Raw genomic sequence first — 25,291 nt, 5'->3', positions numbered from 1 at the left:
ACTGTCGGTCCGGCCTCCGGCACGTAGGGCTGCGGATACCAGCGCTTGGAGAACGTGCCCTGCCAGCAGTTTGGCCAAAGGGTTGGGAAGAACCGTCCCGGCGCGTGTCACCTCATCCAGGGTCAGCAGCGCTCCGAGAACTCTGTGAGGTTCAGCCAAGAGCGCGTCGTGCCTGAGGAAGGAAACGAGCCCCGACGGAAGGTCTCCGATCTTCTTGAGCTGCTGGTCCGCGGCGGCGCTCTCCTCCTTAAAAGCGGTCTCCCCGATGGTGGCGAAGTGCTGCGGGACGTGCTCCAGGACTTGCTCACGACGCTCCAGCTCGGAGCTGGCAAACAGGTCAACCCCAATGTGGCGCGCTACCCCGCGGCCAGCCTCAGTAACGGTTTGGCGAACGAGCGCCGAGCGGTCCGCACCGACGAGTTCCTGCAGCCCCCGCAACCACAGAAGGCGGTCCTGCTCCCCGCTCTGTCCGCGGGTGGACTTGCACTCGCTGATGCCGATGTGGGGACGGAGTCTTGAGTCGAAATCGATCGACAGCACATCGACGTCCGTTACCGTCCGCAGCCGCCCTCCGACGCTCTGCGTGACGGGGTGACGTACACGGACAAGTGCGCCATCTGCGAACTCTGCTCGGGCGAACCGGCGTTCCAGTTCGTCGCCCTTCTCTTTTCCAACCCTACCGGTCATAGCGCCGCCGCCCCATTTCCTGTCGCAGTGCGGCAAGAATATCTTGCGAAGCGCTGGGACTGGGAGCTGCTTCCTTGGGCGACTGAACCAGGCGCCGTGCGCGTTCCGCTTCGGGATGGCGGTAGCCGCGCTGACCCTGGAGGGCACCCGACGTGGTATTTCCGTCCGCGCCATCCTCTAGGTAGGTAATGGCTTCCTCGGCAACGTCAGCCTGCAGGAGGACGAACTTCTTGAACCTGTACGCCGGCTCAACGCGGACGATTCCGGCTGTTTCAAGCATGGAGTAGTCAGTGCCGATATTAGAGGCATCTCCCGCCTCGCCGTTGCGTACCAGTTTTCGCAGGAAGGCCGTTGGCGCGAAAAGCCGATTGCTGGCAAATCTCCGGGCGAACACCATCGAGCCGATGAGCTGACGCACATGCCCGGACGGGTCGGCTCCTGTCGGGGCATCGAACACGGATCTCCCCATATGCGGAGAGAAGAGAAATGCCCGCTCTTGGCCTCCGAGCGTAGTAACGATAGATCGCAGCAGAAGCCCCTGGGAGACGGCAAAGTCCACCCACTTCCGATCCCCAGACCTGATTTCATCCTCGGGCATTCCAGCCGTCGCAGCCACCTCCTCCAAAACGCTGCTCAGTGCCGCTCGCACGACCCCGTCCTCGGCCTGCAAGGCGGCATAAGAATGATCTTTGTCGACTGCCCAGACATTGGGATTGAAGAGCACTTCATCCCCGTCGGCGCTACGCTGACGAGTGCAGAGATGCAGGGATTCAAGGTTCTCGATGGCCCGGAGGGCAAGGTCTTCAGGTCCAATTGCCGCGCACTCCTCCTTTGCCGTCGAAATGGTGATCGGCATTATAGTGGTCGTACGGAGAATCGCGAGAGCCATCATCTCAAGCGGTTCGGGCATGACGTTACCGAGAACGCTGTCGGCACGCTGGTAAAGGTCGTCGACGGGCGGGATTTTCTCGGACACCGCCTTGATGGCGCCCTCATGGTCACGCTCAAGGTCGACAAGGCCCAGCGCCTCAAGGGTGGGAAGGAACTCCCTTCGGATCTCCCGCTTGCTGATGCCTGCACTGACCCCAAGGGCCTCGACACGCTCGGGTGAGCTGACACCGCTGCCTCGTAGGCGCAGAGCGAGTTCAAAGATCCGGCCCGCGAACTCAAGCTGGGCAAGATCGGCCTTGGGCTGGCTGGCCCCGTAGGTGCTCAGGTGTCGTGACATGCCGACAAGAAGCTCTGCAGTTGGTAGCAACGAGGTCTCCAGGAGGGTGGCGACGAGTCGCCACAGCATCGGTGTCGTCCGGCGGCCGGGTGGCCCCGACCACAATCCATGTTGCGCCACATCCTGCCCGAATAGTCTAATTTTCGGGAGATCCGATCTCTGTCTGCGTGATAACGATCAGGCGATCGACGTCGGTGGTGATGGTCAGGAGCACGTGCAGTCAGCTCGCTTGTGGGCCTCAGCGACCCGGGGCCGACAGCCGCCGAGGGACGGCTGCATACCGGGGCCGACGATCGGGATCACCGTGCCGGTGCGGCCATGCTTGCCCTTGAGCTGCTCGTTCTCCATCTCCAGGACGTTGATGATCTGGGCGAAGGCCCGGTACCGGCTGTCAGCCGCTTGCTCTCGGCTTGTTCTCGGCCAGCGGTTCTATGGCCGCCTCCAGGTCCTGCCACAGCTCGCGCTCGCTGTCGGGGTCCTGGGTTCATCCCTGAAGCTCTGCGTGTTCTGGGACGACGAGGGGTCCTGCTGGCGCCGTTTCGGAAGGCGTGTCACGCCAGCGGAGGCACCGAGTTCCGTCTTGGCCTGCTCCAGTTCGAGCGACAGCTCGGCGATGATCCGGCGCATCACCTTGGTCCTCGAGCGCTCCTCGGCCAGATCGGTCCTCAGCTCCGCTGCCTCTGCCTTGAGCGCACGGTTGGCGTCGGCGAGTTCCTGCATCGCGGTCGGGGTGGAGTCCTGAGCCTTGGCTCGGGCCTGGAAGTCCTGGACGAGGTCGGTGTGGCCATAGACGATGTCGCGTCGAAGACCGCTCTCGGTGATCAGCTCGGATGCCGTGAGCTTTCCGGACGATGAGCGCAAGGGTGTGCCGGCCAGGAGGCGGTCGGCAGCCGCGCGGATGGCGGCCCGGTCTGCGCCCCGGTCGCGTGGTCGGCGTCCCATCAGTGCTCCCGCGTCTGGTTGTTGGAAACGGTCATACGCTCGTGCGCATGGATGATGGCTCGGCTGCCGGCTGCCAGGGCTGCGGCACGGTCGCGCAGAGGGCGCGGTGCCAGCCGGTCCCCGGCCGTGACCTCCCACCGCTCGAGCCGCAGTCGCTGCTCGACGATGCTCCGGTCGGTGAAGGCCAGGTTGGTGCAGGCCGAGCGGCATTCCGACTCGTCGGGGCCGTCCTCCGCGGGCAGGCCGGCCTCGAGCCGGGCCTGACGGCAGGCCGCGGTCTCGCGTCGCCACACGCAGGTCATGCCCTCGCCGTGGTGGATGTTCGGGTTCGCCTGGTCCAGGAGCCGCTCCACGCTCTTTCCGGCGGTGACCACGCGTCCGGCGAAGCGGGCACGAGCCCGTACTCGGTGCCGGTATTCGTCGGCCGAGGGCCCGGACACGTGCTCCCCCTTATCGAGCAGGCGCGCGTCCTGTTCGTTCTGTTCCAGCACCATCTCCAGGGTCTCGATGTGGATGTCGTCCATCCACGTCGTGTCGGAGTGCCCCGCGTAGCTCAAGGTCACTTTCGTGTGGACATGGGCGTACTGCAGGGCGGCTGCCACCAAGCCGCGTGGCCGGCGGACGATGAAGTACGCCAGTGTGCGGCGGAAGCGGCTGGCATGGAGGTGCTTGGTCGGATCCGGTGGGATCGGCAGGGCTTCGCCGGGGCGGTGGAAGGTCGCGTTCACCCAGGCCAGGAAGTCCTCCAGGTCGTTGTTGATCGACCAGGTCTGGCGGGCGTTGAACTCGTTCGGGCGTGCGGCGTGCGCGTTGGTGAAGCTGGCGGGAAAGAGGAACGGGTAGTCGCCGAGGCTCTCCAGCAGCGCGATGGCGGCGTGAACGGGGGCGACCACCACCCACGGGCGCTGGTCCTCCGTCGCCTCCTCGGGTAGCAATGAGGCGCGGTCGAAGCCCTTGCCCCGGCGGCCGACGATCAACAGCTCTCCGGTCTCTTCATCGGCTTCCCGGCAGCCGGGCCGCAGGTTGAGCACCTCGCCCGGGCGAGCGCCGCTGAGGTAGCAGATCACCACGAAACAGGCCGCCGCGACCATGCGGACCAGCGTCCGCAGCTCCGTGAGGGTGATGGGCGTCTCGCGCCAGGGCCGGCCGTCGATCAGCCCGGCTATCTGCCCGACGTAGGTGTCCTGTGCGATCGGCAGTCCTGAGTCGATCAGCATCCGTTTCTGGTTCGGGGTGATGCCCACACGAACCTTGAGTTCGGGCGTGCGGATCATGCGCTTGATGGTGTTGCAGTTGACCGTCACCGTGCCGTCCTTGTGCCGGAGGCCCGGAAGGGACTCGCCGGTGCGGCGGCACCGCTCGATGTACTGCAGCAAGCGGTCGGCGGTCGGCCCGCGATACTCGGCTTGGGAGGGATGAACGCCCGCGTTGATCTGCTGGTGGGTCACCCAGGCGTCGCGGACATCCGGGCCCACTGACTCCACGACGTGCAAGGCCCAGGCCAGCAGGGCAGTCATAGTCTCCGGGGCAATCCGGGGCGTCTTGTTCTCGCGGCCTTCGGCTGGGCGCTTCGGGTCGTCGTCGGACGCTTCCGGCCACGGGTAGCCGGTGGACAGGCGTCCTTCCTCGGGCAAGTGGGGGCCGTAGAGCCACAACGTGCGGACCGCGGCGAGCATGTCGATCATTCGGCCCTCTTTGCGTGCGAGGCCAAGGACATGCGCGCGATAGGACTCCAGGTCCTGCGCAGTGACATCGCACAGGCGTGTGATCCCGTGGCCGTCGAGCCACTTCGCGAAGATCTCCAGATCCATGAACCAGTAGCGGAAGGTGGCGACGCCGGCGCGCTCACCGCCACGCTGCAAGGTCGGATCCCCGGGGTAGGGGTGATCGAGTGCGGCCAGGAAGAAGCTCTTGAAGGGGAGTTGGAGGGTGTTCGGATAGCGGACCCAGGACAGAGCGGCGATGTTGACGTGCGCGTCGGGGTGCGCGGGTTTGATGTGCCAGAGCGGATCGCCGAAGCGGGAGAGCAGGGCCGGGTCGGTTCCCGCGCGAAGAGGCCGGTTGCGCAGGACGACCGTGTCCGCGGCCGGCCACGGGCTCTCATGCTGCTCGAACTGCAGGAGCGCGACTGTGGTCATCGCAGGTCCAATCGGCCGTCGAGGAGATCGTCGACCAGGTGCTGGTGGTCGTCCGTGAGGTCCGCGCGAGCCCTGCCGCGCTCGGCGTCGGTGTAGTGGTCGATGATGTCCTCCAGCTGCTGCAGGGGATCACGGAAGCGGGAGCGCCAGATCGCCGGGTCGAGGTTCGGTCGGCGCTGGAGGATGCCGTCGCGCACGGCCAGCTGGACCGGGAGCTGATGCGGAAGGGCCCGGGCGTTCTCGCAGCTCAGGCAGTCCAGAAACGAGGCCGGGCATGGCTGGCCGGGCTCCGCGACGGGGCTGGCGAGATGGTCGACGCACCCGACAGTGGCGGTGTCACGCTGGGCATCGAGGAGTTCCTTGAGCGACTGCGGCTCCAGCCCCACCTGGGCGGCGGCCCCGGCCAGGTCCTGGCGGGCCTGGGCGACGAAGTCCGCGGTGAAGACCGGGACGGCCTGCACGGCGCGGGCCTTGGCCACCTCCTGACGCAGAGCGGCGCCGACAACCCGCCGGCTGTCGGCCTGCACGGTGCGGCTGCCCTTGAGGTAGAGGTCGTTGAGGGTGCGCCGCGAGTGCGCGACAGGATGGCGCCGACGCTCCAGCGCCGTCTGCCGGATCCTCTTCACGTCCACCGCTGGCGGGCCGCCAGGCACGGCGTTCCTGGCAGCGGGAAAGCCGTGAGACCGTGCCCACGCCAGGACGTCGCTGGCGTCCGCCCCCGAGCCCCAGAACGATCCGGTCTTGCCGCTGCCGAGGTACAGCGAGGCGAACGCCGCTGGCGACCCGCTGTGTCGGCGCGCCAACTCGCTCAAAGACAAGAGCAGTTGGTAGAGCCTCAGCGGTGAGAGCATCAGCCGGTTTTCCTCGGCGCTTGCGGCGAACAGGTCCGCGAGATCGGCGGGCAGGTCCTCAAGAGCGGCGATCATGTGCTCCCGCTCGGGACCGCGACGTGGCTTGACTTCCTCGATCAGCACGACTGCGTCGCCCTCACGCGCCCCGCCGGGACGGAAGTTCGCGGCAGGCCAGGCCGCCACTGTGCCGAAGTTCTCCTGGGTCAACCCGGTCAGCAGCAGGCAGAACGCCGTCGCCTCCGACCGCGTCAGACACAGGCGAGCAGCCAGGACACGAAAGCCGCCCGCGCGTGCTACCGCCCGCGTATGGTCGCCAGAAGGTGTGCGAGGAAGCTCTCCGGTGCGGTCGAAAATCTCGAGAAGCGAGCCGACCTCCGCCTGGTGCAGACTCAGGGCCGGGTCGCCGGCGCGCCACCGGGCCAGCAGCTGGCGCCCCGACTCGATCCTCTGCCGAGCAAGCCGGACATCGCGGCGGGCGGCCGTCGTGATCGCCTGCCAGTCCCTGTCCGGATACGCGCCGGGCCGCTCGATCTCAGGCCCCTTGACGCGCACGTTCAGCAGCGCCTGCCGGGCTGCTTCAGGCAGCTCCGGGTCCTCTCGCAGCAGCGTACGCAGGCGCTTCACAGCGTCGTGCTGGCCGTGCCGCCCTTCGTGGTGGTCGACGAACGACTGGATGTGTCGCCCCGTCAGTTGCTCAGGCGACGTGGGCTGCGGATCGCAACCTGCAAGCACGTCGGCGAAGCCACTGGCGGTGTAGAAGTGCCCCTCGGCGGTCCCGAGGCGCTTGCTTGCTGTTCGGGCTGTCCCCACTCTCCGGCTGAAGGACCGGGCCAGCCACTGCTGCATGGCGGGCGCGACCTTGAACGTCGAGAAGTCATACGTCCTGGACCGGCGGCCCGACTCCTCTAGGAAGCGCACCAGCACCCCGCCGTCCTCAGGCAGGAGCCCACGCTGCGGCGGCTGCCAGGACGGCTCCGGCAGGGACGCCCGGCGCCCTCCCCGGCTCACCGCGCTCCCTCCACACCGCGCATCACCAGCGCACTGTCCGCCGCAGCCGCACGGACCAGCGCGTCCACCCCTGCCTGCTCATCCTCATCCAGCAACGCCATCAGGTAGTCGACTTGGAGCCCGGTGAACGGCTCCAGGTAGTAGTCGCGGGTCGTGTCCGGATGCGCATGTCCCATCAAAATCGACAAGGCATACCAAACATCACCGAACTGGTCACGAAGGTCCATGAGCTGTTCATCGGAGAAGCCGTCGACATGGGGCTGCCAGACGAGCGACAGCACCAGGAACCAGCGCAGGGCGAAGGAGTGGCGGAACATATGGGCCCGTGCCCACAACGGGCATTCCGCCCGGCGCCGCTCGCGCTGCTCGGGCGTCAGCTTCTCGGCGGCCAGGTCCACCCACATGTCGGCGATGCGCTCGTTGGCGTCGCGGAAGGTGTCCTCCCAGCCGCCTACCTTCTTCGGCAGCCCGTCGTGCGAGAGCCAGAGCGCCAGCGGCTCAAGGCCATTGGGCGTCCGGCGGAACAGCAGTCTCCGCTGATCCGGGCCGATCACATCGAGCGCCGTCGGCACCGACGATCCCGACCGCCCCTCCAGATGGAGCTCCCGTGTACGCGGGCTGTAGCCCGTCACGATCCACACCCCGGCCAGGCGGTCGTAGCGCCCGGCGCGCTGGGCACGGCGGATTACCTCCGCCCGGGAACCCTCCCACTCATCCATGTAGGAGGCCACCGAGCCCATCACCCGACGCGGGATCCGGTAGTACCGGCCCTCCTTCGCCCCCTTGATGCACGCCGCCGCCAGCCAGGCCCGCGGGAAGCGCCCCTCCTCGGACAGCGGCAGCTCGACATCCAAGATGCTCGCCCACTCCTGGACCCGCAGGCCGGTCCCGTAAAGCCCGTCAACGAAGGCCGTGTCCCGGTCCTCGTTGTACCCGCGCCAGCCGCTTCGCCGCAGGCCGTCAAAGCCGTAGCCGCGCAGACCGATGTTCCGCCACTGCTCGAACCCGGTTCGTAGCAGCCATTTCACCTGGCGCCGTCGAGTCGCGGCTGGCCGGATCGGATCCCGCCCGTTCCTGGCCAGCGGAACTCCATCCTCATTCAGCACGCCGGACGGACGCCTCGATCGCTCGGACTGACTCGGCAGCGACAGCACAGGATTGTCGATGCCGTAGCGCGGCTTGGCCCACGTGTAGAAACAGTTCAGCGCCGCCCGATCGGTATCGAAGCTCGTCCCCCTCACCCGCTCCTCGTTGCGAACGTCCGTGATGCGCCAGTCCTTGAACGCCTCGATGTCGCGCGCTGTGGCCTCATCCCAGGTACGGCCGAAGACGTGAAGGAAAGTCAGCCAGACCGCCAGCGAGTACGCGTACCGGCGCATCGTCCGCGCCGGTGCGCCGGCCATCGAGCCGGTCCGGAAGAAGAGGTTCACTCGCGGGTCCGCATAGCCCGTCGGAGCAATCAAGATCGGAGTGCCGTGCCGGGCCCCGTTCCGAGCAGCTCGCTCGTGGACGTCGCCGAACCACGCGAACTCCTCCTCCGCGACAAACGGAACCGCCCCCACCATCTCGTAGAAGTCAACGGACCAGCGCCCCAGACCATCCATAATTCCCCCATGCTCAGAGAGTTATTTCTACAGCACGCAGATGCCTGGAGAACGGCCGGGCACATGGAGCGGGGCGAGCCGGTCACCCGCGCCATGACGCGCGAGGCGGAGGAGGAACTCGGCATCACCATCGCCGAGGAGGACCTCGAACTCGTCCACACCCTGCACCACCTCGACACCGACCACAGCCGCCTCCAGCTGTTCTTCCGCCCGGCCCGCCACACCGGTCAGGTGCGCAACGCGGAGCCGCACAAGTGCGCGGAACTGCGCTGGTGGCCGCTCGACGGACTGCCGGCCGACACCGTGCCCTACACCGCACACGCCCTCCGCGAGATCACCCACGGCAACCGGCTCTCCGCCCACGGCTGGCCGGTGTGACGCCGGCACCACCGAACCCCCTCGCACCGACCAGCCGCGGAGGTCCGTCTCGCTCGACCTCCCGTGCGTCAGTCCGGCAGCCAGTGCAGTTCGCGTGCCAGGGCCTCGGCGGCGGCGCGGATGCGGCGGTGCAGGGGCGACTGCTCGCGTGGGAGGACCAGGTGGAGCGTCAGGCCGGGCGCACCCCTCAGCGGTCGCCAGGTGAGACCGGCCGGTTGCACCGTGGCCGCGGCTTCTCCGGCCGGGGCGAGGGTGACCCCGTCCCGCAGGTCGCGCTGGGACAGGTCGAAAGCGACAGCGGGCGTGTGGAACCGGGGGTGCGGTCGGGTGTCCCGGAACAGCGCGGACAGCTGATCGTGGACCACGGGGTTGGCCGCACGGTCCGGGAGCCGCAGCGGGTACGCGGCCGCGTCGGCGATCTCGATCTCCGCGCGTTCGGCCAGCGGATGGTGCTGCGCCAGCTGGACCCCGATGCGCGAACGCCGTAGCAGGAACCGGTGTACGCCATCGCCCGGTTGTTCACCGCGGGTGATCCCGGCATCGATGCGGCCGTCGGCGACCGCCGGGGAGATCTCCGGTGTCGCCATCGGGACCGCGCCGACCTCGAGTCCGCTGTTGTCGCGAATCAGCCTGTCCACCAGGGCCGGTGCCGTCTCGGCCCCGGCGCTGAGGCTGTATCCGATGCGCAGCGTGCCCAGTGCACCGGCTGCCGCGCTCCGGGCGGTGTCCCACGCCCGGTCCAGCGCGGCCAACGCGGGCGGAGCGGACTCAGCCAGAGCCGCACCGGCCGTGGTGAGTTCGACGCTGCGCGTGTTGCGGACCAGCAGGGCCGTCCCGAGTTCCGCCTCCAACCGGCGCATCCGGGCGCTGAGTGCGGGCTGTGCGATGCCGATCCGTGCGGCCGCGCGGGTGAAGTTCAACTCCTGTGCCAGCACCAGGAAGTACCGCAGGCTCACCGTATCCGGCGCCATGCGCCCTCCCCGCCGATTGATAACGATCCGTTCTGAGCCTAGTCCGAACAGGTCTTTCCCTCGACCGCCCGTCAAGCCCTAGCCTGCGGATGCCGGGATCGATCGATCCGATTGTCGGTCCGACGTCGGACGTGCCCGGCCGAACACAGGAGGTTTCCATGGCCAAGGGCTACTGGGTCAGCGCCTACCCCGCCGTTTCCGACCCCGAGCGGCTGACCGCCTACGCGGAGCTGGCCGGTCCGGCAGTCCGGGCCGGGGGCGGGCGCCTCCTGTCCCTTGACGGTCGGGTCGTCGCCCACGAGGCCGGAATCACGCAACGCGTCGTTCTGATCGAGTTCGACAGCTTCGAACTGGCCGTCGCGGCCTACGAGAGCGAGGCGTACCAGGAGGCGCTGGTGGCCCTCTCCGGCAGCGTCGAGCGCGACTTCCGCATCATCGAAGGCATCGACTGACCGGCGGGCCCGGCCGTCGCCGAGCATCGGGGGCTCTCGCAGTACCTGGATCACCAGGGTCTCCCAGACGTCCGAAACGCCTGCCAACCTGGTTGAGTCGAACGCGCCGACAACACTCCATGGACACGCACTGCGGCTCTACCTCCATCAGGTCGATTCAGCTGCCCCGTATCCGCGACCATGTCGGCGCGTTCGTCCACGACAGAAGGGGACGGAGACCAATGGCGGACAACCAGTTCACCACCCACACAGGGCTTTTCGATCTGAGTGGGAAGTACGCCCTCGTCACTGGCGGCACCAGTGGCATCGGGATGATGATGGCGCGCGGCCTTCTCCAGGCGGGCGCCCGCGTCGTCATCAGCTCACGCGACGCGGACAGGTGCGCGGAGGCACAGCGTCTACTGTCCGAATTCGGCGACGTTCATGCAATCCCCGCCGACCTGTCCAGGCACGACGAGTGTCAGCGCCTCGCCGATCTCGTCAAGGGCGACTCGGAACGCCTGGACATCCTCGTCAACAACGCGGGAGCGATGTGGCGCGAGCCGCTGGCGACGTTCCCGGACGAGGCCTGGGACGCGGTGATCGACCTCAACCTCAAGTCGCCGTTCTGGCTGGTGCAGGCGCTGCTCCCCGCACTTCGCGGGGCGGGCACCGCCGATGATCCCGCGCGGATCATCAACATCGGCAGTATCGCCGCCATCCACGTCGCCGAGTCGCCCAACTACTCGTACGCCAGCAGCAAGGCGGCACTCCATCAACTCACCAGAGTGCTTGCCAGGGAGCTGGGCCCCCAGCACGTCACGGTGAACGCGGTAGCACCGGGAGTGTTCCCGTCGCGGATGACGGCGTCCGCACTCGATGCCATCGGCGACACGATCGCGGCGGCGGCCCCTCTGCGCCGAATCGGCCGCGACGACGACATGGCGGGTATCGCCGTGTTCCTCGCCGGCCGGGCCGGCTCCTACCTCACGGGCGCCGTGATCCCGGTGGACGGCGGCATCGCGACGACCGCATCGGGTACCCCCTAGACTGCGGAACGGACTTACGGTGAGGAGATGGCCACGATGGATCCACGCACCGAGATCCGGGAGTTCCTCAGCTCGCGTCGCGCCCGCATCGCACCCGCGCAGGCGGGCCTGCCCGCTTACGGCGGCAACCGTCGGGTCAAAGGTCTGCGCCGCGAAGAGGTGGCGCTACTGGCGGGGGTGTCGGTCGACTACTACGTGCGCATGGAGCGCGGCAGCCTCGCCGGTGCCTCCGATGGCGTGCTGGACGCGCTGGCCTCCGCCCTGCGACTCGACGAGGCCGAGCGCCACCACCTGTTCCACCTCGCACGCCAGTCCAGGGCGCCCGGCGCCCCACCCCGGCGTAGGCCCGCCGTGACGGTGCGCTCGACGCTGCAGCAGGTGCTCGACGCGATCTCCGACGCACCGGCCTGGGTCAGTACCGGCCGTTATGACGTGCTCGCCACGAACAACCTCGCTCGCGCGCTGTTCTCACCGGTGCTGGCCGACCCGCGACGGCCCGCGAACACGGCGAGGTTCGTCTATCTGAACCCCGAGGCGGCCAGGGATTTCTTCGTCGACTACGACCAGATCGCCGGTGACGTGGCCGCGAAGCTACGCATGGAAGCCGGCCGCGATCCGCACGACGAGGAGCTGATCGCCCTGGTCGGCGAACTGTCGACGCGCAGTGAGCTGTTTCGGCAGCGGTGGGCATCCCAGGACGTGCGACTGCACCGGTCCGGCCGCAAGCGGGTTCGCCATCCGATCGTGGGCCGGCTCGACCTGGACGTCGAGTCCCTGGAACTGCCCGCCGAACCCGGCCTGCTTCTCAACGTCTACACGGCACCCGCGGGCACACCGACCGCTGACAATCTGGCGCTCCTGGCCTCGTGGGCGGCCACCCACCAGGCGCCGGCGACCGAGCGCGAAGCGGATGACGGACAGTCCAACCGTTGAAGGTGGCGCCATGGCGGCGCGATGATGCTTGACGCCGTGTCGGTGGCTCGGACAGGGCCGGCACTGGCATGGATGTTCCTCGAGCCCCGACCACCGTCCGCTCACCCACCCCGGAGGCAGCACCGTGGAGAGCCTTCTCCAGGCCGTGGCCGTGATCGCCCACGACCGCGACCGGAACCTGGTCGCGACCCTGCACTACGCCGCGAACAGCTGGATCACGGCGTCGGCGTGGACGATCCCCGGCGGCAAGGTCGAGGTCGGTGAGCGCCTCGACGAGGCCGCCGCGCGCGAGCTGCGGGAGGAGACCGGGCTGCTCGTCGAGCCGGCGGACCTGCGGCTCGTACACACCGTCCAGGTGCGCACGGGCTGGGACGGCGAGCACCCGTTCCTGCTGTCGGTGTTCCTCGCCACCGCGTGGCGCGGCGAGCTGACGAACACCGAGCCGGACAAGCACCTCGACGCGGTCTGGTCCCCGGCCGACGGGCTCCCGCTGCCGATGTTCCCGACCGCCCACGCCGCCCTCACCCACCACCTCTCCGGCGGGAGGGGCTTCTCCACCTACGGCTGGGACGACGAAGGCTTCGACCCGCGGGCCCTGATCGGCGCGTGACAGCGGCAGGCCGACGCCGACCGGGCCGCCCGCTTCCGGGGGTACCGTGGCGGCGCGCCACACCCCTCGGGCGACCGGTCGGCGGCGGACTGCCGGCGGGTCAGTGCAGCCAGGGCTGGTAGTTCGGGTTGTCCACGCAGCCGGACTCGACCAGGGAGGCGGTGGCCCGGTCGACCGGGCAGGCCCGGCTGATGAAGTGCCGGTCCACGCCGCCGGGGAACGCGACCTCCACCTGGTCGGCGTACTGGTGCTGGTCGCCGATGGTCGCGTTGACGTCGATGCCGCCGGGGGCGTCGATGAAGTAGTCCCAGGGCACCTTCTTCCACTTCTTGTACAGCTCGGGGTCGTAGGTGGTGCTGACGAACCGCGAGGGCTGGTTCTGCAGGACGTAACTGGTGATGTCGTACTGGCCGTTGACGGTGTCCTTCGGCGCGAAGCCCTGCTCGAAGATGACGGACGGGTCGCGGCCGTCCGAGCGGAAGAGCGGGTGGCAGTTCTTGCGCCAGTGCGGCGTGGGGGTGATGCGGGGTACGTCCACCCGGCGGTCCACGGCGGCGTACAGCGGGTCCGGGCCCTCCGGGATGCTCTCGAAGGTGCTGGCGGGGAGGGTGACGGCGGGCCGGTCGGCGCAGTCGTCGGCACGCAGTTCGGCCTCGTCGGCGAAGTCGATGCGCCGGCCGTCCAGGACGATGGCGACGGCCTCGGTGCCGAGTTCGTGGACGATGACGCCGTCGCACTGGGGGCCGCTCCAGAGCGCCTCCCCGCTGGGGTCGAGACAGCTGAACGGGGCGGCGTCGGCCTGGGCCGCGGGGGCGGCGGCGGCCAGGCTCTCGGGGGTGAGCACGACGGCGCAGGCGAGGGCGACCGCGCTGGCGGCCGTGCGGATTCGAATGTTGATCACGGCCGTTACCCTGGCCGCCCGCTGCCCCGGGGGTACCGCAACTCACCCGATCGAGGGCGTGTCAGCGGCTTTGGTGGACGCCTTCAGGCGTCCCGGTCCGCGTGGATCGGGCGGGCGCGCTCCACGGCGGACCCGCCTCCCCACCGTCAGCCGACGACGACCGGCTCACCGGTCAACTCGACACCGGACCGGCCGAGTTCGGCGACGGCCCGGGCGGTGGTGTCGGCGGCGACGCCCGCGGTGTAGTCGAGCAGGACCCGGACGGCGAAGTCGGCCCGCACGCCGTCGAGCGCGGTGGCCTTCACGCAGTGGTCGGTGGCGATGCCGACCACGTCCACCTCGGTGACGTTCCGTGCGCGCAGCCAGTCCGCGAGGGCGGTCCCGTCCGAGGTGAAGCCCTCGAAACCGCTCTTGGAGGCGGAGTGCGCACCCTTGTAGAAGACCTCGTCCACGATCGTCTCGGCCGTGGGCGCGAAGTCGGGGTGGAACTCGCCCCCTTCGGTGCCGACGACGCAGTGCACGGGGAAGGAGTCCTTGAAGTCCGGGTGGTCGGAGAAGTGGCCGCCCGGGTCGAGGTGGTGGTCGCGGGTGGCGACGACGTGCGTGTACTCGCGGCCGGCGGTGCGTTCGACGAGCTCGGCGATGGCGCGGGCCCGCCCGGCACCGCCTCCGACCGGAACGGCCCCACCCTCGCAGAAGTCCTTCTGCACATCGACGACGATCAGTGCACGCCCCACGGCACAGGCCTTTCTCACGGGAGTCTCGGTCCCCCACCCGTGCCCTGCCGGACGGCGGCCCGCGCCTCCCGTACGCGATGTTCACCCGGGCCGCGCAACCTCGGAGGGGCGGCTCCGCTCACCCGGGCGGGAACCGGACCGGCTGTGGACCGGGCCGCCGAGGGCGACCTCGGGGATTCCGGGCGGATCGGCGCATTCATGGCCATCAGCAATCAGAAGTGGTCAACAGCGGTTCACTACGGGGCAGTTCCGACCTTTCGGTCATGGCCGCCGACCGCACTCCGTACTGTTGTGAAGTGAGCGCGCCCCGGTCGCCTTCCGACCCGGTTTGATCGCTGACTGTTACTATACGGTGACAATTCGCCCATGATCGATGGGCGGCCCAGGACGTCCCCACAGATGGCAGAGCCCGAATCGCGGCATCCACGCCTTCGGGCGAGCAACCACCTCCCCCGGAAAGGGGTACCCGTGATCGTCTCCAAGCGGAACCGCCTGCGCCTGGCCGCCGTGGCCACCCTCAGCACCCTCGCCCTCGGCCTGGCGGGCATCGCCCTGGCGGCCGGCCCCACCGCCACCGACCCCGCGCCCACCGGGCCGTCCGTCACCGCGCCGTCCGTCACGCCCCAGCCCGCCACCCCGCAGGCGGCGGCCACGCAGGCCACCATCACCGCCAAGCCGTCGGTCACCACGGTCCAGGCGTGGGAACTGTTCCGGGTCACCGGCACGACCACCGGGCTCAAGGCGGGAACCACGGTGACCCTGCAGCAGAAGCAGAACGGCGCGTGGGTCACCCTGCCCGCCTCGGTGCCCACGACCAGCAGCGGCGCCTACTCGCTCGGTGTGAAGCTCGGCATCACGGGCCTGAACGAGCTGCGCATCGTCAGCGGGGACGCCGCCTCCCCGGTCTTCACCGTCACCGTGCGCTGACACCGGTCACAGCCCTCTTCTCCGCGACTCGCGGCCCGGGACGGGCGGCACACCAGGATCCACCCGCCCCGGGCCGAACACGAACTGCGCCTGACCCTCGGCCTGTTCGACGCACTCGGTACACCCATCCAGAGGACCTGCGACAGCGCGGCTCCGACGCCTCCCGGTCGAGCGGCGTCTGCCTCGTACGGCCCGGGCATCCCCCGATACCGGGCCGTACGAGCACGCCAGGACCCGCACGGCACCGATCCGACTGCGCGGCCTCAGGGCCGGGCCACCTCGGCACGCCGTGCGGGTCGGCGTCGTGGAGTGCGGGTCAGCGCACCGTGACGGTGAACACGGGCGAGGCGGTGCTGCCGCTGACGATGCGCAGCTCGTTCAGGCCCTTGATGCCGAGCTTCACGCCGAGCGAGTAGGAACCCTTGCTGTTGGTGTGGACGGAGGCGGGCAGGGTGACCCACGCGCCGTGCTGCTTCTGCTGCAGGGTCACCGTGCTTCCGGTCTTGAGGCCGGTGGTCGTGCCGGTGACCCGGAAGAGCTGCCACGCCTGGACGGAGGAGACCGACGGCTTGGCGGTGATGCCGGCCTGCGCGGCGGCCGACTGGGCGGCGGACACGGGCTGGACGGCCGGGGTGGCCGCCATGGCGGTGCCCGCCAGCCCGACGGTGAGCGCGCTGAGGGTGGCCACGGCGGCCAGGCGCAGGGAGTTCCGCTTGGAGACGATCACGGGTGCACTCCTTTCACAGGAGGGTTCGGCCCGAGGCCCGATCGATGCGATCGACGTGACTCGGGCTCTGTCACCTATAGGGACGCCCCGCTGGGCACTTCGGTTGTGGACGGAACGTCACTTCCTTGTAACAGCAGGCGAGTTCGCCATCAGGGTCAGGGCGGACAGGCCGGGCCGGATCACATGAGCTTCCGGCTGCCTGTCTCCTTGTTCAGAGCACCCACGTTGATCGGCTGGAGGATGACGGTGATCGCGCCGGCCGAGAAGTGCTGCACCGGGCCGCCGGTGTTCCGCCCGTGGAAACTGTGCGGCAGCGCCTGCCCGTTGGTCGGGTCCGTGCCCGCCGTATACATGTCGACGATGCCCTCGTACCCCTGCCGGGCCTTGGCGTCGTTGCCGTCCGCGGCCTGCTCCACGGTGATCCGGTCGTCGCCGTCCTCGGCGACGACCGCCGCCACGTGGTAGGGCCACCCGCTGGTGTTGTCCGGGTGCTCGAAGTCCTCGTCCCAGGCGGTCTCCACGATGGCGAACGCCTGGCCGGGGCCCGGCCGTTCCTCGCCGTTCGCGTTCGGGCCGCCGGGCCGGGCGTTCGCGTAGGCCGCGGCGCCCTGCGCGTTCTCCGCGTCGCCCAGTCCGAACTGGTGGCCGCCCAGGGCGAATTCGCTGGCGTCCTGCCCGAGGGCCAGCCGCTGCCGGTGCATGATCTCCTCGGCGGTGTGGGCACAGTCCGCGAGGAAGGACGTCTTCGGCTCGTACTCCGCGTACGTGCGTCCCGCGATCTGCCCGCTCTGCCCGGTGGCCTTGCAGTACCGGGGCGCCGGGGCGCCCTCCGCGACCCAGATGACGGTGGTGTCCGCCCCGGGATCGGCGGTCAGGAGGTAGAGGCCGTTCTGCGAGACCCGTGCGGGCCCCAACTCCTCGGTGGTGACCTGGGCGTAGCGCTGGACGGCCGTCGCGCCGGCGGCGCGCGCCGTACCCCGGGCCGTGGTGTCCGCCCTCCGCTGGACGGGGGCTTCTTCGAGGCCGTGGTCGCTCTGCTCGGGCATCCGGCTCATCACCCGGACCGCGTTGGCCTCGGCCTCGCGCTCGAAGCGGTCCCCGGGGTCGGAGACGCTCAGCCCGGACCCGTTGTCCGTCCCGGCCACCGGACCCTGGCGCTGCTGGATGACGTGCGTCAACTCATGGGCGAGGGTGTGCTTGTCAGCGCCGCCGTCGCCGATGACGACATGGCTGCCGGAGGTGTAGGCACGGGCGCCCACCTCGGCGGCGGAGTCGCGGGCCGCGGAGCCGGTGTGCAGACGGACGTCGGAGAAGTCGGCGCCGAAGCGGGATTCCATGTCCCGGCGCAGCGGTTCGTCCAGCGGCCTGCCCGGCGTGCGCAGCACGTCGTGCACGGCGGAGCGCTGCACCGGCTCCTCCACGGGCGGCTGGTGGCCGCAGCCCGCGCCGTGCCGGTGCCCGTGCCCGCTCCGCTGGAGCATCCGGACGACGGCCGCGTTGCCGACGGTGCGCTGCAGTCCGAGGAGCTCGTCGGGCGCCTGGCCGCCCGGGGCCTCCCCGGACCGTGTGGCCGCGCTCCTGGGGGTGCGCTGCGGCTGCTTCTCGTCCTTCGTCGGCTCGTGCGCGTGCATGGAACTCCGCTCGTGGGGACGGCAGTTTCGTGGTGTTCCCCCTACATACCCGGTGCGGCGGTCGCGGGTAAGGGGCGCGAGGGCACGATGCACTGCCCGTACGGGCAACACGTCCGTCCCGACGAGCGCCGGCGGCCGAGCCCGACCCGGGCGAACCGTCAGCCGCGCGGCGGCAGCCGTCGGGTGATCCGGCCGAACAGGTCCTCCAGCGGCTCGCCGAGGTCCCGGCCGAACTCGGTCAGCCCGTAGGTGACCTGGGGCGGCGTCGTCGGCTCGACCTTCCGCCAGACCAGGTCGTCCTGGACCAGCGCGCGCAGGGTCTGGGCGAGCATCTTCTCGCTGATGCCCTGGATGCTCTCGCGCAGCTCGTAGAACCGGAGGTCGTTGGCCCGCAGGGAGATCAGCACCCAGATGCCCCACCTGCTGGTCACGTGGTCGACCATGTCGCGCGCGGGGCAGTCGGTGTGAAACACCTCATACCGCCGCCCGGTTTCGGCCTGCTTGTCCTGCGCACCTACCTCCATGTCCTGAGCTTACGTCAAGGTACGTCCTTACCAAGGGTTAGCCGCCGCTCCTAGCGTGAGGGCCACAGAGTCCGTCGGGCAAAAGGAGCTGACCATGATCGTGGTGACCGGGGCTACCGGGAATGTGGGCCGACCGCTGACGCGGGCGCTGGCGAAGACGGGCCTGCCGGTGACGGCGGTGTCGCGACACGCGGCGCCCGTGCCGGACGGTGTCCGCCACGTGGCGGCCGACCTGGCCGATCCGGCCGGCCTCGCACCGGCGCTGGCCGGGGCGGAGGCGCTGTTCCTGCTGCTGTCCGGCGACCTGCACGCCGCCGGAGCCGGCCCGGCCGACATCATCGGCCGGGCCGAGGCCGGCGGGGTCCGCCGGATCGTCCTGCTCTCCTCGCAGGGCGTGGCGACCAGGCCCTTCGGCCCGACGCGGATCGCGATGCGCGCGGTGGAGGACGCGCTGCGGGACTCCGGCCTGGACTGGACCATCCTGCGGCCGGGCGGCTTCGCCTCCAACGCCCTGTGGTGGGCCGAGTCCGTCCGCGCGCACCGGGTCGTCGCCGCCCCCTTCGGCGACGTCGGTGTGCCGATCGTCGACCCGGCGGACATCGCCGAGGTCGCGGCGGCCTGCCTGGTGGACGACCGGCACACCGGCGCCGTATACGAGCTGACCGGTCCGGAGGTGATCACCCCGCGCCGGCAGGCGGAGGCCGTCGCCGCCGCGCTGGGCACGCCGGTGCGGTTCCACGACCTCACCCGCGACGAGGCCGGGGCCGCCATGGCCCGGAGCATGCCGGTGGAGCTCGCCGAGGACACCCTGGACATCCTCGGCTCCCCGAACCCCGCCGAGCTGCGCGTCAGCCCGGACGTGCGGCGGGTCCTCGGCACCGCCCCGCGCACCTTCGCCGACTGGGCCGCCCGGCACGCCGCCGCGTTCCGCTGAACCCGGTCGGCACCGCCGGAGCGTCCAGGGCCTGTCGGTCCACTACCGGCACCGGATGCGGGAGTTCACGACGCGTCCTCCTCCGGCACAGCGCACCGGACCGCGGCACCTCCACGCTGGGTGGGAAGGCCGGTGCGCTCGTTCTGCAGGTCCCACAGTTCCCTGAACCGGCCGCCCTCCTCGGCCACCAACTCCGCGAACGTGCCCTCCTGGAGCACCTTCCCGTCCTCCAGGACGACGATCCGGTCGGCGACGGCCACGTTGGTGAGCCGGTGGGTGACCAGGACGACCGCCCGCTCCCGCGCGACCGCCCGCAGGTTCTGGAAGATCCTGTGCTCGGCGCGCGGGTCGAGGGCGGCGGTCGGCTCGTCCAGGACGAGCAGCCCGGCCTCGCGGTGGAACGCCCGGGCGATGGCCAGGCGCTGCCACTGTCCGCCGGACAGTTCCTCGCCGCCCATCCACTCCACCGCGAGCAGGGTGGACAGGCCCCGGCGGAGCCGGGCGACGACGTCGGCGGCCCCGGAGGCGTCGGCGGCGCGCAGCACCGCCGCGTCGCCCTCGGCGGTGGGCTGGCCCAGGGTGATGTTCTCGCGGCAGGTCAGCGGCCAGCGGGCGTAGTCCTGGGGGACGACGGCGACCTGGCGCCACAGGGCGTGCGGGTCGAGGTCGCGGGTGTCGGCCGCGTCCCACCGCACCGCTCCGGCGTCGGGCAGGTAGAGCCCTGCCAGGAGCTTGGAGAGGGTGGTCTTGCCGGAGCCGTTCTCCCCCACCAGGGCCAGGATCTCGCCGCGTTCGACGTGCAGGTTCACCCCGTCCAGCGCCTTGCGGTCGGAGGCGGGGTAGGCGTAGTCGAGGTTCTCCACCGCGATCCGGCGCGGGGCCTCGGGCGTCCCGGTGCCGCGCTTGGGCCGGTGGCCGCCGGCGGTGTCGAGGAAGCTCGACCAGTCGTCCAGGTACATGCCGGTGCGGAAGAGGTCCGCGCCGTAGCCGACGATGCCGCGCAGGCTGGTGCTGACAGCGGTCAGGGCGAACACCGCCGCGCCGCCGCGCGGCAGGCTCATCCGGCCGGTGCTGACCAGCCACAGCATCGCCGCCCACACCACCGCGGTGCCGAGGCCGGAGGCGGCGGCCCCGATCACCGACACCCGGGCGCTCTGCATCGCCGCGCGGCGCGAGGTGGCGTCCAGCCGCCGGCCGACCTGGTCGTACTTGACGAGCAGGAACTCGCCCATGGTGTCGGAGCGGACCTGGTCGGCGTTGCGTTTGAGGTGGATGTACCAGCGCAGGTTCGCCATGATCCGGCGGTCGCCGACGGCCGCCCGGTTCGCCAGGAACTGCACCCGGGCGGCGTGCACCGACGCGATGCCCTGGGGCAGCGCCGCCAGCACCAGCAGCGGCAGGAGGGCGGGGTGGAGCACGGTCAGCACGCCGGCCGCGCCGAGGAGCGAGGCGAGGGAGGCGAGCAGGTTCTGCGCCTCTCCGACGATGTCCACGCAGACCTCGGCGCCGCGGTCGGCGGCCTCCAGTTCGTCGTTGTAGCCGGCGTGGTCGTAGGCGGTCAGTTCGGCCGCCACGGTGGCGCGCAGCACCGCGGCCTCCGCCTCCCGGGAGATGCGGGGCGACAGGTGGATGGTGACGGTCCGGATCGTGATGCCCAGCAGGGAGCGGGCGCCGGCCGCCGCCGCGATGACCAGGATCGACGGCGCCGCGCGGGTGAGCTTGTCGCCGACCTGCCCCGGGCCGAACAGGGCCGAGATGGTGCCGGTGGTCGCGAACAGGCCGGCCGCGCCGAGCACCGCGGAGACGGCCTGGCAGGTCAGGAGCAGCGCGACGGAGGTGCGGTCGATGCGCCAGCCGAGGCGGAAGGCGCGGACGACGAGCGCGGGCAGGCGGCGGGCCATCGCGCTGACGCTGATCGCCTCGATCGCCGCGATGCGGCGTCCGTCGGCGAGCCACTGCAGTTCCTCGTCGGCGGCCTCGGCCGACGCCGTCGTGGTGCTCAAGCGTTCGCCTCCTCGAGCGGAGCGGGGGCCATCGGCAGGCGGGCCGCCAGGGCCCCGGGGACGGGTGGGACGTGGATCGACGGGGCGGGGGAACAGGCCACAGATCCTCCAGGAGCAAAGCGGTGCGCGGACGTGCTGACTCACCGGTCCCGGCCGACAGGAAAGCTCAAGTGGCCTTTCCTCAGGCCGAGTTGACCGGTTCGACGGAGTCGTTACGGGCGGCTGGGCGTCCGATGATGGTGCTGTTCGAGCGCGGCGTTCAAGTGGATTCGCCTCCGGGCGAGCCCGGGTCGAACGGGGACTTTTCGAGCACGTTCCGGGCATGGTTCAGCGCATCTGCCAAGCGGGCGGGCGGCGCACGGCCGTCGCCGGATTCACCCGTTCGGCTGGTCTGCCGCCCGAGGGGCTGCCGCGTCGCCAGGCTCCTGAGGCGGGTGGGGTGGCAGGAGTTGAGTACGGATACTCATGTCCCGGGCCAACTGGATCGGGCACGATGCTCACCGTCAGTGAGCTTGTGCGGAAGGGTTCTTGTGTCCATGGTCCGAAACAACGTCAGGATTCCCCTCGTGGTCGGCGCGGCCGCGATGGCCGCGGCCGTCGTCGCCGGGTGCTCCTCCGACCCCGGAGCGGGGTCGGGAACCGGCCCGGGAGCCGTCCCCGACAAACCGTCCGCGACCTCGGGCGGCGCCGGCTCCCCGGGTGCCGCCCCGACGTCCACGCCGACGCTCCAGGCGTCCGACGCCCCGGCGTTCGGCTCGCCCAGCAGTACGCCGACCGGCCCGCCGATCCCCACCGGAGCCGCCCTGCGCGAGCTGCTGCCGACCGCCGCCACGCTGCCCACCGGGTGGCGGATCGAGGGCAACGGCAGCGAGAACGACTCCGGCACCTACGTCCTGGAGGAGCCGGCCAAGCCGGTGCTGCCCCAGGAGCCGTGCACCCAGATGCGCCTCGCCGGAAGCGTCCTCTCCCTGGACTACAGGGCCTCGGGCGCGACGAACGAGGTCTACGACGGCGAGAACAGGGTCGAGGTCTACCTGGGCGCCTACCACGCCGGCGACGCGGCCAAGCTGCTCGGCGAGATCCGGGCGTACGCGGACCGCTGCACGTCCTTCACCGGCAAGGGGATCGACGGGAAGGCGATTCCGCTGACCGTGACGCTGCAGCCGGTGCCGGGGCTCGGCGACGAGGCCGTCGACGTCAAGAAGGTGCCCCAAGGCCCTTACCACAGCGAGGAGATCGTGGTGACGCGGCTCGGCGACCGGCTGCTGTTCCTCAGCGGCGACAACATCCTCGGCCGGCTGCCCAACCTCATGCAGCTGGCGGTGCCGCTGTCGAAGACGGCCAGGTGAGCGTCGGATGAGCGCCGGGTAGTCGGCCCGCCCGGGACGACGAGCCCCGGGGCGGTGGCGCCGGCGGCGGCCTCGACGCCACCGGCGGCGACATCGGCGTCACCGCCCGCGGCGAAACGGGGCCCGGACGAGGCGCGCCCGCCGCGGCTCAGGGCAGCCGGGAGTACGGGGGCCGGGCGTCGTCCGGAACCCCGTGGTCGCTGGAGACCAGCAGGAGGACCGTGGCGCGCCGGGCCCCCAGGGAGCGCAGCCGGTGGGGCGTCGTGGCCTTGAGGTAGACGCAGTCGCCGGGGTCGAGCGTGATCGCGCGCGACGGGAGGACCAGTTCGACCCGCCCCTCGTGGACGAAGACGAACTCCTCGCCGGGGTGGTCCCGGAACGGGGCGGGGCCGTCGTCGAGCGGCGGGTAGAGCATGAACGGGGTCATGCCCTTGGCGCCGGCGTCGAGCGCCATCCCCTCGTAGCGGGTGCCGGGCTCGTCCGGGGCGGTCAGGGCCTGACGCTCCGCGGCCCGGGTGACGGTAACCTCGCTCAGCTCCTCGGCCTCGGCGAAGAGGCTGTCCAGGGGGACTTCGAGGGCCTTGGCGAGGGAGGCGCAGACGGCGATCGAGGGAACGCTCTGGCCGCGTTCGACCTTCGACAGGTAGCTCTTGGTGACGCCGGACCGCTCGGCCAGCGCCTCCAGGGTCATCAGCCGTTCCTTGCGAAGCTGCCGCACCCGGTTGATCACTGGTTCTTCCTCTCCCGTGCCATCCACCTCCGATGACACACCGTGTCCTCTGGCGGGCCATGCTACGCCGCGCCCCCGCCGACCCACCCGGGAGGCCCCGCCCGCCGGCCGTCGCCCCGCCCACCCTCGCGACCCGTGCCGCCCTCCCCGCCCCTGTCGCCCTTGCTCCCCCTGTCGCCCTTGCCGCCCTTGTCGCAGGAAACCTTGTGTCCTATGGTGAACAATGTTTCCTCCGGAGCCGCGGCTCCGGACACAGGCCTGGCCGCCGGGGCGAGGCCGGAGAACCGGAGCACACACATGGCGAACACCCTGCAGGACTCGAAGGACGTCCTCGTCGACCGCGCCGCGCGGCAGATGGACCGGCACTTCGGGGACTCGACACTGACCACGCGCCAGAAACTGGCGCTCACCTGCCGGATCGCGTACGACGGCGGCCACGACTCGGGGCTCGCCGGGCAGATCAGCTCCCGCGGGCGCGAGCCGGGCACCTACTACACCCAGCGCCTGGGCCTGGGCTTCGACGAGATCACCGAGGACAACCTGCTCCTGGTGAACGAGGACCTGGAGGTCCTGGAGGGCACGGGCATGCCCAACCCCGCCAACCGCTTCCACTCCTGGATCTACCGGGCGCGCCCGGACGTCAACTGCGTCATCCACACCCACCCGCTGCACACCGCCGCACTGGCCATGCTGGAAGTCCCGCTGGTGGTCTCCCACATGGACACCACACCGCTGTACGACGACTGCGCCTTCCTCAAGGACTGGCCGGGCGTGCCGGTCGGCAACGAGGAGGGCGAGATCATCACCGCCGCCCTCGGCGACAAGCGGGCCGTCCTGCTGGCCCACCACGGCCAGCTGGTGACCGGCTCCACGATCGAGGAGGCGTGCACCCTGGCGCTGCTCATCGAGCGGGCCGCCCGCCTGCAACTGCTGGCGATGTCGGCGGGGACCATCCAGCCCCTGGACCCGGCGCTCGCCCGCGAGGCCCACGACTGGACCTCCACCGACCGGCGCAGCCGGGCGAACTTCGCGTACTACGCGCGCAAGGCACTGCGCACTCACCCCGACTGCGTCAACGGACAGGTGGACCTCTGATGGCCAATCCGCCCCTGCAGGGCATCATCTCCTACCCGGTCACCCCCTTCGACGCTGCCACCGGCGAGGTCGACCTGGCCGCACTGCGTGGGCTCACCGGCGACCTGGTCGCCGCCGGAAGCCACGCCGTCGCCCCGCTGGGCAGCACCGGCGAGAGCGCCTACCTGACCGGGAAGGAGTGGGACGCGGTCTGCGAGACCACCCTGGACGCGGTGGCCGGGCGGGTGCCCACCCTCGTCGGCGTCTCCCACTGGAGCACCGAGGGCACCGTCCGCCGCGCCCGGGTGGCCGCCCGCCACGGCGCCACCGCGATCATGGTACTGCCCCAGGTGTACTGGAAGCTGACCGAGGACGAACTCGCCCGGCACTACGACGAGGTGGCCCGCGCCACCGACCTGCCGATGATGCTCTACAACAACCCCGGCACCAGCGGCGTGGACCTGCGCCCGGAGACGGTGGTCGCGCTCGCCCGGAAGATCCCCAACCTCACCATGGTCAAGGAGAGTTCGGGCGAGGTGTCCCGCTTCCGCGCCATCCGGGAGCTGTCCGGCGGAGAGCTGTCCGTCTACAACGGCAGCAACCCGCTCGCCCTGGACGCCTTCCGCGCCGGGGCCGCCGGCTGGTGCACGGCCGCCCCCTGCCTCGTCCCGCAGCCGGTGCTGGAGCTCCACGCCGCGGCCGTCGGCGGACAGCAGGAGCGCGCGGACGCGCTGTTGCGGGAGCTGCTGCCCTTCCTGCGGTTCATCGTCCGGCACGGCCTCCCCCGGACCGTCAAGGCGGGCCTGGAGATCCGGAACCGCCCCGCCGGGCCGCCGCGGCCCCCGCTGCTGCCGCTGCCCCCGGAGGAGACGGCGCAGCTGCGGGAGCTGCTCACCGACCTCCTTCCGCCCTCCGCCGCCTGAC

23 protein-coding genes are annotated in these 25,291 nt (G+C 70.5%); 10 read left to right on the top strand and 13 right to left on the bottom strand.

Annotated elements, in window-relative coordinates:
• Positions 1-676: 676 nt before the first annotated feature.
• From ACFY4B_RS23300 to ACFY4B_RS23280, 5 genes are all read right to left on the bottom strand, one after another.
• Positions 677-1,984, bottom strand: coding sequence for a hypothetical protein (locus tag ACFY4B_RS23300; RefSeq protein WP_387970543.1), 1,308 nt, complete (start codon positions 1,982-1,984; stop codon positions 677-679).
• A gap of 360 nt (positions 1,985-2,344) precedes the next feature.
• Positions 2,345-2,857 (bottom strand): hypothetical protein, encoded by a 513-nt coding sequence (locus ACFY4B_RS23295; protein ID WP_387970540.1) that lies wholly within the window; start codon positions 2,855-2,857, stop codon positions 2,345-2,347.
• Entirely contained in the window at positions 2,857-4,995 is a 2,139-nt protein-coding gene (locus ACFY4B_RS23290; RefSeq protein ID WP_387970537.1) for an integrase, read from the bottom strand. Before ACFY4B_RS23290 ends, ACFY4B_RS23295 begins: the two co-directional genes overlap by 1 nt.
• Complete coding sequence (locus ACFY4B_RS23285) at positions 4,992-6,770, bottom strand: hypothetical protein (RefSeq protein WP_387970534.1); 1,779 nt, start codon at positions 6,768-6,770, stop codon at positions 4,992-4,994. The genes ACFY4B_RS23290 and ACFY4B_RS23285 overlap by 4 nt, the downstream gene beginning before the upstream one ends.
• An 80-nt stretch (positions 6,771-6,850) precedes the next feature.
• Positions 6,851-8,458: a site-specific integrase gene (locus ACFY4B_RS23280; protein WP_387970532.1), complete on the bottom strand. Its 1,608-nt coding sequence runs from the start codon at positions 8,456-8,458 to the stop codon at positions 6,851-6,853.
• A 63-nt stretch (positions 8,459-8,521) separates the two neighbouring features.
• Here ACFY4B_RS23280 and ACFY4B_RS23275 point away from each other — a divergent pair, with 63 nt between their 5' ends.
• Positions 8,522-8,836 (top strand): NUDIX domain-containing protein, encoded by a 315-nt coding sequence (locus tag ACFY4B_RS23275; RefSeq protein WP_387970529.1) that lies wholly within the window; start codon positions 8,522-8,524, stop codon positions 8,834-8,836.
• A gap of 68 nt (positions 8,837-8,904) precedes the next feature.
• On the opposite strand, the gene ACFY4B_RS23270 is transcribed toward ACFY4B_RS23275, so the two are convergent.
• Positions 8,905-9,807 carry a LysR family transcriptional regulator gene (locus tag ACFY4B_RS23270; protein ID WP_387970527.1) on the bottom strand — a complete coding sequence of 301 codons (903 nt, stop codon included), beginning with the start codon at positions 9,805-9,807 and terminating at the stop codon, positions 8,905-8,907.
• 158 nt (positions 9,808-9,965) lie between these two features.
• On the opposite strand from ACFY4B_RS23270, the gene ACFY4B_RS23265 reads away from it, so the two are divergent.
• The 4 genes from ACFY4B_RS23265 to ACFY4B_RS23250 all read left to right on the top strand — a co-directional run bounded on the left by ACFY4B_RS23265 (position 9,966) and on the right by ACFY4B_RS23250 (position 12,830).
• Positions 9,966-10,259: a DUF1330 domain-containing protein gene (locus tag ACFY4B_RS23265; RefSeq protein ID WP_117485813.1), complete on the top strand. Its 294-nt coding sequence runs from the start codon at positions 9,966-9,968 to the stop codon at positions 10,257-10,259.
• A 221-nt stretch (positions 10,260-10,480) separates the two neighbouring features.
• Positions 10,481-11,287, top strand: coding sequence for an SDR family oxidoreductase (locus tag ACFY4B_RS23260; protein WP_387970524.1), 807 nt, complete (start codon positions 10,481-10,483; stop codon positions 11,285-11,287).
• Positions 11,288-11,323: 36 nt separating this feature from the next.
• On the top strand, positions 11,324-12,220 hold the full coding sequence (locus tag ACFY4B_RS23255; protein WP_387970789.1) for a helix-turn-helix transcriptional regulator: 897 nt from the start codon (positions 11,324-11,326) through the stop codon (positions 12,218-12,220).
• A 124-nt stretch (positions 12,221-12,344) separates the two neighbouring features.
• Positions 12,345-12,830, top strand: a complete 486-nt coding sequence (locus ACFY4B_RS23250; RefSeq protein ID WP_074003274.1) for an NUDIX domain-containing protein — start codon at positions 12,345-12,347, stop codon at positions 12,828-12,830.
• 100 nt (positions 12,831-12,930) lie between these two features.
• Here the strand turns inward: ACFY4B_RS23250 and ACFY4B_RS23245 are convergent, their stop codons facing one another.
• Positions 12,931-13,731: an ADP-ribosyltransferase gene (locus ACFY4B_RS23245; protein ID WP_387970521.1), complete on the bottom strand. Its 801-nt coding sequence runs from the start codon at positions 13,729-13,731 to the stop codon at positions 12,931-12,933.
• A gap of 146 nt (positions 13,732-13,877) precedes the next feature.
• On the bottom strand, positions 13,878-14,468 hold the full coding sequence (locus tag ACFY4B_RS23240; RefSeq protein WP_049649126.1) for an isochorismatase family protein: 591 nt from the start codon (positions 14,466-14,468) through the stop codon (positions 13,878-13,880).
• Between the two features lie 468 nt (positions 14,469-14,936).
• Here ACFY4B_RS23240 and ACFY4B_RS23235 point away from each other — a divergent pair, with 468 nt between their 5' ends.
• A complete protein-coding gene (locus ACFY4B_RS23235) occupies positions 14,937-15,395 on the top strand; it encodes a hypothetical protein (protein ID WP_387970517.1) in 459 nt (152 codons plus the stop codon).
• A 316-nt stretch (positions 15,396-15,711) separates the two neighbouring features.
• Here ACFY4B_RS23235 and ACFY4B_RS23230 read toward each other — a convergent pair whose 3' ends face one another.
• The 3 genes from ACFY4B_RS23230 to ACFY4B_RS23220 all read right to left on the bottom strand — a co-directional run bounded on the left by ACFY4B_RS23230 (position 15,712) and on the right by ACFY4B_RS23220 (position 18,277).
• Complete coding sequence (locus tag ACFY4B_RS23230; protein WP_387970514.1) at positions 15,712-16,122, bottom strand: hypothetical protein; 411 nt, start codon at positions 16,120-16,122, stop codon at positions 15,712-15,714.
• A 179-nt stretch (positions 16,123-16,301) separates the two neighbouring features.
• The gene (locus ACFY4B_RS23225) at positions 16,302-17,753 is read right to left on the bottom strand and encodes a DUF4157 domain-containing protein (RefSeq protein ID WP_387970511.1); all 1,452 of its coding nucleotides are present in this window, start codon (positions 17,751-17,753) and stop codon (positions 16,302-16,304) included.
• A 158-nt stretch (positions 17,754-17,911) separates the two neighbouring features.
• Entirely contained in the window at positions 17,912-18,277 is a 366-nt protein-coding gene (locus tag ACFY4B_RS23220; RefSeq protein WP_387970508.1) for a winged helix-turn-helix transcriptional regulator, read from the bottom strand.
• Positions 18,278-18,371: 94 nt separating this feature from the next.
• Here ACFY4B_RS23220 and ACFY4B_RS23215 point away from each other — a divergent pair, with 94 nt between their 5' ends.
• On the top strand, positions 18,372-19,211 hold the full coding sequence (locus ACFY4B_RS23215; protein WP_387970506.1) for an SDR family oxidoreductase: 840 nt from the start codon (positions 18,372-18,374) through the stop codon (positions 19,209-19,211).
• A 65-nt stretch (positions 19,212-19,276) separates the two neighbouring features.
• Here the strand turns inward: ACFY4B_RS23215 and ACFY4B_RS23210 are convergent, their stop codons facing one another.
• Positions 19,277-21,214, bottom strand: a complete 1,938-nt coding sequence (locus ACFY4B_RS23210) for an ABC transporter ATP-binding protein (protein WP_387970503.1) — start codon at positions 21,212-21,214, stop codon at positions 19,277-19,279.
• 536 nt (positions 21,215-21,750) lie between these two features.
• Between ACFY4B_RS23210 and ACFY4B_RS23205 the strand changes: the two genes are divergently transcribed.
• The gene (locus ACFY4B_RS23205) at positions 21,751-22,563 is read left to right on the top strand and encodes a hypothetical protein (RefSeq protein ID WP_387970500.1); all 813 of its coding nucleotides are present in this window, start codon (positions 21,751-21,753) and stop codon (positions 22,561-22,563) included.
• A 148-nt stretch (positions 22,564-22,711) separates the two neighbouring features.
• Here ACFY4B_RS23205 and ACFY4B_RS23200 read toward each other — a convergent pair whose 3' ends face one another.
• Complete coding sequence (locus ACFY4B_RS23200) at positions 22,712-23,293, bottom strand: helix-turn-helix domain-containing protein (RefSeq protein ID WP_387970497.1); 582 nt, start codon at positions 23,291-23,293, stop codon at positions 22,712-22,714.
• Positions 23,294-23,590: 297 nt separating this feature from the next.
• Here ACFY4B_RS23200 and ACFY4B_RS23195 point away from each other — a divergent pair, with 297 nt between their 5' ends.
• Together ACFY4B_RS23195 and ACFY4B_RS23190 are read left to right on the top strand one after the other, a co-directional pair.
• A complete protein-coding gene (locus ACFY4B_RS23195; protein WP_049649115.1) occupies positions 23,591-24,388 on the top strand; it encodes an aldolase in 798 nt (265 codons plus the stop codon).
• A complete protein-coding gene (locus tag ACFY4B_RS23190) occupies positions 24,388-25,290 on the top strand; it encodes a dihydrodipicolinate synthase family protein (RefSeq protein ID WP_387970494.1) in 903 nt (300 codons plus the stop codon). Before ACFY4B_RS23195 ends, ACFY4B_RS23190 begins: the two co-directional genes overlap by 1 nt.
• Position 25,291 lies beyond the last annotated feature (1 nt).

The sequence above is a fragment of the Kitasatospora sp. NPDC001261 genome (genome assembly GCF_042896795.1).
Lineage (GTDB): Bacteria > Actinomycetota > Actinomycetes > Streptomycetales > Streptomycetaceae > Kitasatospora.
Note: the sequence above shows the minus strand (reverse complement) of the source record. Positions and strands in the feature narration are given on the sequence as shown.

Bases quoted from the DNA above. Each gene is read 5' to 3' on its own strand.
- ACFY4B_RS23270 (WP_387970527.1), bottom strand. From the start codon at position 9,807: ATGGCGCCGGATACGGTGAGCCTGCGGTACTTCCTGGTGCTGGCACAG.
- ACFY4B_RS23295 (WP_387970540.1), bottom strand. From the start codon at position 2,857: ATGGGACGCCGACCACGCGACCGGGGCGCAGACCGGGCCGCCATCCGC.
- ACFY4B_RS23280 (WP_387970532.1), bottom strand. From the start codon at position 8,458: ATGGATGGTCTGGGGCGCTGGTCCGTTGACTTCTACGAGATGGTGGGG.
- ACFY4B_RS23220 (WP_387970508.1), bottom strand. From the start codon at position 18,277: ATGGAGGTAGGTGCGCAGGACAAGCAGGCCGAAACCGGGCGGCGGTAT.
- ACFY4B_RS23275 (WP_387970529.1), top strand. From the start codon at position 8,522: ATGGAGCGGGGCGAGCCGGTCACCCGCGCCATGACGCGCGAGGCGGAG.
- ACFY4B_RS23255 (WP_387970789.1), top strand. From the start codon at position 11,324: ATGGATCCACGCACCGAGATCCGGGAGTTCCTCAGCTCGCGTCGCGCC.
- ACFY4B_RS23290 (WP_387970537.1), bottom strand. From the start codon at position 4,995: ATGACCACAGTCGCGCTCCTGCAGTTCGAGCAGCATGAGAGCCCGTGG.
- ACFY4B_RS23265 (WP_117485813.1), top strand. From the start codon at position 9,966: ATGGCCAAGGGCTACTGGGTCAGCGCCTACCCCGCCGTTTCCGACCCC.
- ACFY4B_RS23195 (WP_049649115.1), top strand. From the start codon at position 23,591: ATGGCGAACACCCTGCAGGACTCGAAGGACGTCCTCGTCGACCGCGCC.
- ACFY4B_RS23260 (WP_387970524.1), top strand. From the start codon at position 10,481: ATGGCGGACAACCAGTTCACCACCCACACAGGGCTTTTCGATCTGAGT.
- ACFY4B_RS23205 (WP_387970500.1), top strand. From the start codon at position 21,751: ATGGTCCGAAACAACGTCAGGATTCCCCTCGTGGTCGGCGCGGCCGCG.
- ACFY4B_RS23190 (WP_387970494.1), top strand. From the start codon at position 24,388: ATGGCCAATCCGCCCCTGCAGGGCATCATCTCCTACCCGGTCACCCCC.
- ACFY4B_RS23300 (WP_387970543.1), bottom strand. From the start codon at position 1,984: ATGCTGTGGCGACTCGTCGCCACCCTCCTGGAGACCTCGTTGCTACCA.
- ACFY4B_RS23215 (WP_387970506.1), top strand. From the start codon at position 18,372: ATGATCGTGGTGACCGGGGCTACCGGGAATGTGGGCCGACCGCTGACG.
- ACFY4B_RS23225 (WP_387970511.1), bottom strand. From the start codon at position 17,753: ATGCACGCGCACGAGCCGACGAAGGACGAGAAGCAGCCGCAGCGCACC.